Here is a 6,352-nt window from a genome sequence, read left to right on the forward strand (position 1 = left end):
AGTGTCCGACAAACCGTCAGTGAATGGGAAATCTATGGAGATGGCGAAAAAGCTACCGCGAAGCGGTTTAGTTCAACGCCTCACATCACCGGCAACAAAAAGCAAAGCGAGGAACGAGCGGCGTTTTTTGTTGTCCGAGTGCATGTGTTTGTTAGGCATTCCATGGGGTGGCAATGATTTTTTGAATTTTCGCAACCTCTTCAGGAGTTGGTTTTCTTGAAACACTTCGTATGTATTCCCGTATTTGCTTGAGGTAATCACTTATATTGACTAATTGATCTTTACCATTGTCCTGTCCCATTTTCCTTGACTCACAAATAACATCGTATTTTGACCCGGTTTTCGGGTCATAGATTGTTGCTTTTAGTTCCCGGGGAAACTGGTTATCCAGAATGAGGCGATAATCGTCTTTTTCTCCGAAGTCAAAAAGAGCCTCAGCAATAACTGCCCTTCCAATCCAATCAAGACCAGCAGCTTCATACTGCTTATAACGGCTAGTAGCAACTTCATTACAAAACACATATATTTGTGTCAAAAATGTCATTGGCAAGGTATTCGGGCTATTAACAATGGTAAAACGCAGATGAAATAGCCCGTCGTTATACCCCCAATCTTCTGACCAATCTACTGTGCCTTCATCTTGTTCCAAACGCCCTTGATATGAATTTGTTACTTTCGCAATTGCATCAAGAACTTGATGCAACCCTCTGTCAAAATCAGTACGCAAATCGGCATACATTTTCTCTCTAAGAAATATTGGTATTTCGCAGTCCTCTACCAGAACAGGTAAAACAACTACTCTTTTCTCATCTAGCTCCCTCATTAAGCCAGCAGATAGTTCTTTTTTACACCATTCTGATTCAACAGAAGTCTTCGACAAAATTACAAGCAATGCACTTGATTCCTGAATAGCATCTTGAACTCTATTAAGGATCGAATCACCAACATTTAGCTCCCAAGTATCTACCCACACACTTGCATTGTGTTTCACAAGGTGAGCTGCAAGTTTATTTACGATCAGTTCATCTGCGTGTGAATAACTTATAAATACCGGCATGGAGACTTCCCTTCTTGCCTAACGCTTCGCGTAACCGGCTGGCAATGGAGCGCAGCGGAATTGCCAGTCCGGGTTGACGCGATTGTTAGATGATTTTTACCCTCAACATTTCGTTGCCGCCTTTCTGAAATTCGTAATCAACTTTTTCTATGCTACATTCATAGCCTTCAGATCGCAGCCCCTCAACAACACCTGCGAGATGACGAGATTTCTTTGCCCCCAGCTCAAGCACTGGAAATATTCTTGCCTCGCCAGCCACCCTACACATTTCAGCAATAGAATGAATATGAAAATCAATGGAATGATGCTCGCTATAAAGAAATAGAAAATGGGAGCATAGCGCCAAATCAAATTCCTGATCTGAAAATGGCAAAACGGGCAACTCTGCGTTGATATAGCGGCGTTGTTCCTTCCCTTCCGGGTAATCGGATAGGAACTGCTTCATGGCACTCATTCTTAATTGGCCCAATTCGTCGGGGCTCTTTATGTTTTTCCAAACAAACTCCCCTTCATTTTCCTTTGTTTGTTCCAGAACAGTAGAATATGTTTTTTCTATTCTTGCCTCTATCTCTTTCTCTGAAAATCTGTATATAGGATCAACAGATACAACAGTTCCTCCCTTGCGCGTCAGTTCACAATTGAAACTGGCTGGGCCATCACCACACCCTATGATTTTCTTGGCAAGGTCGCTCTCTGACAAAGAAAACATTGATACATATTCATCATACGACCTTCCCCAAGGCACTACTTTCTCTAATGTGAACGCCATTCCCTTTCCATCATCTAACGACCAAGTTCACCTGCCGCTATGGAGCGTCAGCGGAATAGCGGTCAGGTGAAACGCATTGTTGGGTGGTATAACTATTCATTCTCTTCATCGTATAAATCTTCTTCCTCATCAGTATCGAAACTGACATTTGGCGCCCCAATAACCTGCATTAATCTAAGACGATCTCTAGCATCATCCTCCAACTCGGTATAGTGATGCTCTAATTCGTCCATGACAAATGCCTTTGCAGAATCTGATTTGAAGCAATCGAGATAGTCTCCGATGAGCCCAGTATCGAAATCTAACGGCGGAATACCTCTGAGAAATTCTAGATACGCTGAAGTGGACTCAGTATTCATGAAGAAAACAAGCAATTCTTTCCATAGAATATCTTCTTCTGTAATATCTATCTCCCGAAGAAAAACGGATTCCGCCTTTGAACCATGGCGCAGCTCATATGTGTATAAATTTATTTCACCCGCACGTGACTTTATTATGTCGTACAGCGTCCTCGATACTTTTAATATTATTCTTCGGACAAACTTTCGGTATCGATCTTCATTCGGAGTTCCAAGAAATGACGAATCGCCTGGAAAATCAACTTTAAGATGTTTATTTAGAAAGTTGCGTAAAGCTTTTCGTTCTTTCTTTGCGTCGTAAACAGAGGACAATGAAAACCGATCATACCGAAGAGACTTATAGAACTTTGCCAGCAAACCAAGGAACTCAATTTGAGGTGGACCAAAATTTATCTCGGCATGAGTTTTCAAGCGAGTAAGTAGGTCAAGATGGTTGTGTGTTATTAGAGATTTCTCTAGTTCTTCCTGATCAACAGAATCATCATGTTCGAATAAAATGATGGCGATTTTAAGGAGCCGCTCAAACCCGACAGATGTATTGTAAAGAAACTCGAATACTTCATCGGTGTAATCGAGATTTCTCATCTCGTGATAACGTCGAAGCCCGTTATAGATGAATGCTCCAGATATACTTATCTCCTCTCCTAGCCTGAAGTTCTTCCAGAAATCAGTTGGTTTCATTATCTTATAACCTTCTTGGAACGACCCTTCGTTGCCACCCAACGGAATAGCTCAGCCGCCGGCTGAAGGCGGGTCGGCTGAAGCGCCTTGTTGGCATGCAGGCATAAATTCATCCATTACCTCTCTGAGCTTACCCCGAAGAGACGATAAGGGTGATGAATCATTTGCCACAAGGGCATCAACAATCAGCCCAATGTAAGCATCCCTCGATAAGCCCAACTTGCGAATGAGTAATGACCAATACACTTTACCGGGAAGGATGCGAATGAGATGTTCGTCTGGGCTTGACACTGCAAGGTCTACGATGGTCATTTCGGCATCCATGATATCTTGGGGAGGCGTCGCCCACTTGGATGGGTTAAGCTCTTCCTCGTGATTCTGGCGCGTTGCTGCATCGGATTCTTGTACTCTCAATGCGTTGAGGGCTCGGTTAAACTGGTCCGCACATCGATTCTTGAAACGTTCTGACACCTGTTTGTTTTTTAGATTACCTGTGAATTGCGCTGCCGCTTCGTTTAGAAATTCTCTATATAACTCTTTGCTCACTTCCTCTTGGTTTCCAAGATGTTCCGACACGGCAAAAAATATCCCTCTGTGGCAAAGGAGGGATTCAATTTCATGTACGGGCAAGACGTGAACAGCTTCGGGCAATGAATCCAGGAATGCATCCGGCCAATAGTCTCTGTCAACAATGCCAATAGCTTTCATCCCTTGGACAATCCCCGAATCAGAGAACGCTTCGGTGCATTTTATAACATCGCGGCACGATCCCACTGGAACGACGGCAATACTCCGGTCATTGTAGTATGCGCGATATACCCGTTGGTCCACGCTTGATTCTGTCCCTTCGCAGAAAACGACTGTGTCTGCGTAGATAGAAAACGACGCCGCTGCTAGGATCTCCTTCGCAACGTCCGGCGGAACACCCTGATCGACGGGCGTAATCTGAGGGTCACTGCCAGGTTTCACGATCAGATAACCGGATGCTTGTCTGGACTGGGCGAATGGCAAATCATGGGTGATGTAGACGAAGCGACAGTCCGGTCGCAGGCGTTCGAGTTCATCCCAAAACTGCATGGCAAGCCTCGAATGGAAGTGAACCTCAGGTTCATCAACGACGATGACGCCCGGCTTGGCATCTAGGACACGTCCCGCAAGATAAAGGGCGACTCGTTCTCCGTCGCTCATCGACTGCGCAGCGTACTCCTTCTCTCCTGCCACATACTCGGAAGTGACCTTTGGGGTATAGCCCTTGAACACGATTCGACGCCCAGGGAATAACCGTTCCCATGATTGTTGCAATTGCATAAGTTTTGTAATTTCTGGTTCGGCCCCCTCACTGTAATTATCACGAAAATCGATGGCTGATGCCGCATCCTCAGCCATAAGCTTGGCAAATAGGTTGTTAATTTCGGAAGAAATGTTCCAAGGTTGCTGCCTGTGACGCTGTTTGTGGCTCGTTAGTTCCTGCTCTGCCTGGGTCAGTGACTGCATGGGGATATTCTGTGGGATCGCTATGTTCCGTAGCGCTGCTATCGTTTCGGCATCATTCCATTGAGCCAGCTGCAGGCCGAACCGAGTTTTCCCGGATCCGTTCGGGCCGATGATAATGAGTGGAGCATCACCTTCGTGGATAGCCTGAGCGGCGTTGTATTTAATTGGGATTGTCATTCAATATCTCTATGCGTGCCAACGCCATGCATCACCGGCAGCAAAAAGCAGAGCGAGGAACGAGCGGCGCTTTTTGCTGTCCGAGTGCATGCGATTGTTAGCCATTTTTTATTTCTGTAGTTCGAATAGTGGCTCGGTGCCAAAAACCACCTTGATATGTACGGCCAAGCCAAAAGAAAGTAATGCAGGCCATAATACTTACCATCACTACAGAAAAGTAAAACCAGTTAATTTCCGAATCTAGATCGAATTTAGGCAATGAGTATAAAACCAAAAAAGCCCATAACACAGATACATATAGACTGATTATTTGATTGATTTTTGACACCGATAATGGAGATGGGCCTGTAATAATGTGCCGTCCCCAATCTTTCCAGCCTTGTAGTTTGTTTCTTGTTAGAACAACCTTGTAAAGTGGCCCAGTAATTTTATCTTCTAGCATATCGACATGCTTTTCCCAGTTTTCTTGCCACTGTTTACTGCCACGATTCACACACAACCAGGCAACAGAGAACACAAAACCTACGCATGAGAGCAAAACTGATAAATCTTGCTTGTTTTCTGCAGTTGACGCTTGAATAGCGAGAAATCCAGCGAATGTTGCACCAATGAATGCCCAAAAATATGTGGCTCGTTTCCAATAGAGATCTATTTCGAACTTTCTTATATCAAGGGCATGCTCTAGCGCCCTCTCAGTTTTCTTCTCATCCGAAAGGAAATCATTTTCATATTGCTGCTGTGTATAGTCTGACTGTGGCATATTCTTTTACTTGGCTAACGCTTCGAATAACAGGCACCCAACTCAATGCCCCGCATTGAGTTGGGTGTCCTTGTTGATTTGATTGTTAGCCTTTTTCCTTTGTAGATTGAAATGCGCCCTTAATGGTATAACTGTTCCTCGCACTTTATCTGTTAACGTGACTTCAACATTCCATTTGCCGGGCGGATCACCTTCTTCACCAATATATTTAATTACTGCTGATGCCATTCTAATATTGCGTGGATTACCAATAAGTTTACCTGACGCGCATTTGATTCCTTTAGCATCAACAGAAATACTTCCATTTGGCCTTGTTACCTTAATATCACAAAGCACGTCAATTTCCCCGGCGGCGTTTGTTTTGGGATTTATGAAAAAAGTGAGGATTGTTAATTTCTTTCCATATGATACTTCCGTTGCCTCAGCAAAATAAGGTATCGTTTCTGACGATGTATTCCATTTTTTCTCCCAATCAGGTTCTGGGGTAATTAACAGCCAACCGCCAAATCCATTTATGCTTTTTATCGCGTTTGAATTAGGAACTGGTTTTCCATCCCTCGTAACCCAACCATCGGTTGCAGCATAGGAAAGCTGAATTATGATTGAAAGATATACAATCAATACGTATTTCATAAGTCGCTCATAAGGCTAACGATAAAGCTGTGCGGCGCAAACGAAGCGCAGCGTAGTTTGCGTCCGAACGAGCGGATTGTTAGCTTTTAATCCGATTGCCATACACGGTCGAAGGTTTTTGTTTTTGGGTTCCAAACAAATATTGAACTCGCACTACCAGGACGGTAATAAGAAAAAGCATCATTCTTTATCACTATTTCTTTCCTATATTTCCCGTTGCATTCGTCTCCCGATAGGCAAAGAACCATATATTTACCCGGTTTGTATAAGCTTAAACCCATAAAAACAGTATTTCCCGTTTTCATTCTATCTAATACAAACCACTTTTCTTTTTTATCTAGGTAAACGAATGCGATCAATCCTTCGTATTTACCGTCCTTCGTTACCGCCAAGAACGCACCCTCATTTTTACCATCCCCATT

General features: G+C 43.8%; 6 protein-coding genes and 1 pseudogene. All 7 read right to left on the bottom strand.

Going from position 1 to position 6,352, the window contains the following annotated elements:
• Nucleotides 1–151: 151 nt before the first annotated feature.
• The 7 genes and pseudogenes from AXA67_08760 to AXA67_08790 all read right to left on the bottom strand — a co-directional run bounded on the left by AXA67_08760 (nt 152) and on the right by AXA67_08790 (nt 6,352).
• The gene (locus AXA67_08760; GenBank protein ID KXJ40663.1) at nt 152–1,057 is read right to left on the bottom strand and encodes a molecular chaperone Tir; all 906 of its coding nucleotides are present in this window, start codon (nt 1,055–1,057) and stop codon (nt 152–154) included.
• Between the two features lie 85 nt (nt 1,058–1,142).
• The gene (locus AXA67_08765; GenBank protein ID KXJ40664.1) at nt 1,143–1,826 is read right to left on the bottom strand and encodes an SAM-dependent methyltransferase; all 684 of its coding nucleotides are present in this window, start codon (nt 1,824–1,826) and stop codon (nt 1,143–1,145) included.
• Between the two features lie 92 nt (nt 1,827–1,918).
• On the bottom strand, nt 1,919–2,866 hold the full coding sequence (locus AXA67_08770) for a hypothetical protein (GenBank protein ID KXJ40665.1): 948 nt from the start codon (nt 2,864–2,866) through the stop codon (nt 1,919–1,921).
• Between the two features lie 51 nt (nt 2,867–2,917).
• On the bottom strand, nt 2,918–4,537 hold the full coding sequence (locus AXA67_08775; protein KXJ40666.1) for a hypothetical protein: 1,620 nt from the start codon (nt 4,535–4,537) through the stop codon (nt 2,918–2,920).
• Nucleotides 4,538–4,634: 97 nt separating this feature from the next.
• Nucleotides 4,635–5,297 carry a hypothetical protein gene (locus tag AXA67_08780; protein KXJ40667.1) on the bottom strand — a complete coding sequence of 221 codons (663 nt, stop codon included), beginning with the start codon at nt 5,295–5,297 and terminating at the stop codon, nt 4,635–4,637.
• A gap of 42 nt (nt 5,298–5,339) precedes the next feature.
• Nucleotides 5,340–5,930 carry a hypothetical protein gene (locus AXA67_08785; GenBank protein KXJ40668.1) on the bottom strand — a complete coding sequence of 197 codons (591 nt, stop codon included), beginning with the start codon at nt 5,928–5,930 and terminating at the stop codon, nt 5,340–5,342.
• A gap of 86 nt (nt 5,931–6,016) precedes the next feature.
• Nucleotides 6,017–6,352 (bottom strand): annotated as a pseudogene (locus AXA67_08790) (hypothetical protein).

This window comes from Methylothermaceae bacteria B42, assembly GCA_001566965.1.
Lineage (GTDB): Bacteria > Pseudomonadota > Gammaproteobacteria > Methylococcales > Methylothermaceae > Methylohalobius.

Coding starts and splice junctions, on each gene's coding strand:
- AXA67_08760 (KXJ40663.1), bottom strand. CDS start 1,057: ATGCCGGTATTTATAAGTTATTCACACGCAGATGAACTGATCGTAAAT.
- AXA67_08765 (KXJ40664.1), bottom strand. CDS start 1,826: ATGGCGTTCACATTAGAGAAAGTAGTGCCTTGGGGAAGGTCGTATGAT.
- AXA67_08770 (KXJ40665.1), bottom strand. CDS start 2,866: ATGAAACCAACTGATTTCTGGAAGAACTTCAGGCTAGGAGAGGAGATA.
- AXA67_08775 (KXJ40666.1), bottom strand. CDS start 4,537: ATGACAATCCCAATTAAATACAACGCCGCTCAGGCTATCCACGAAGGT.
- AXA67_08780 (KXJ40667.1), bottom strand. CDS start 5,297: ATGCCACAGTCAGACTATACACAGCAGCAATATGAAAATGATTTCCTT.
- AXA67_08785 (KXJ40668.1), bottom strand. CDS start 5,930: ATGAAATACGTATTGATTGTATATCTTTCAATCATAATTCAGCTTTCC.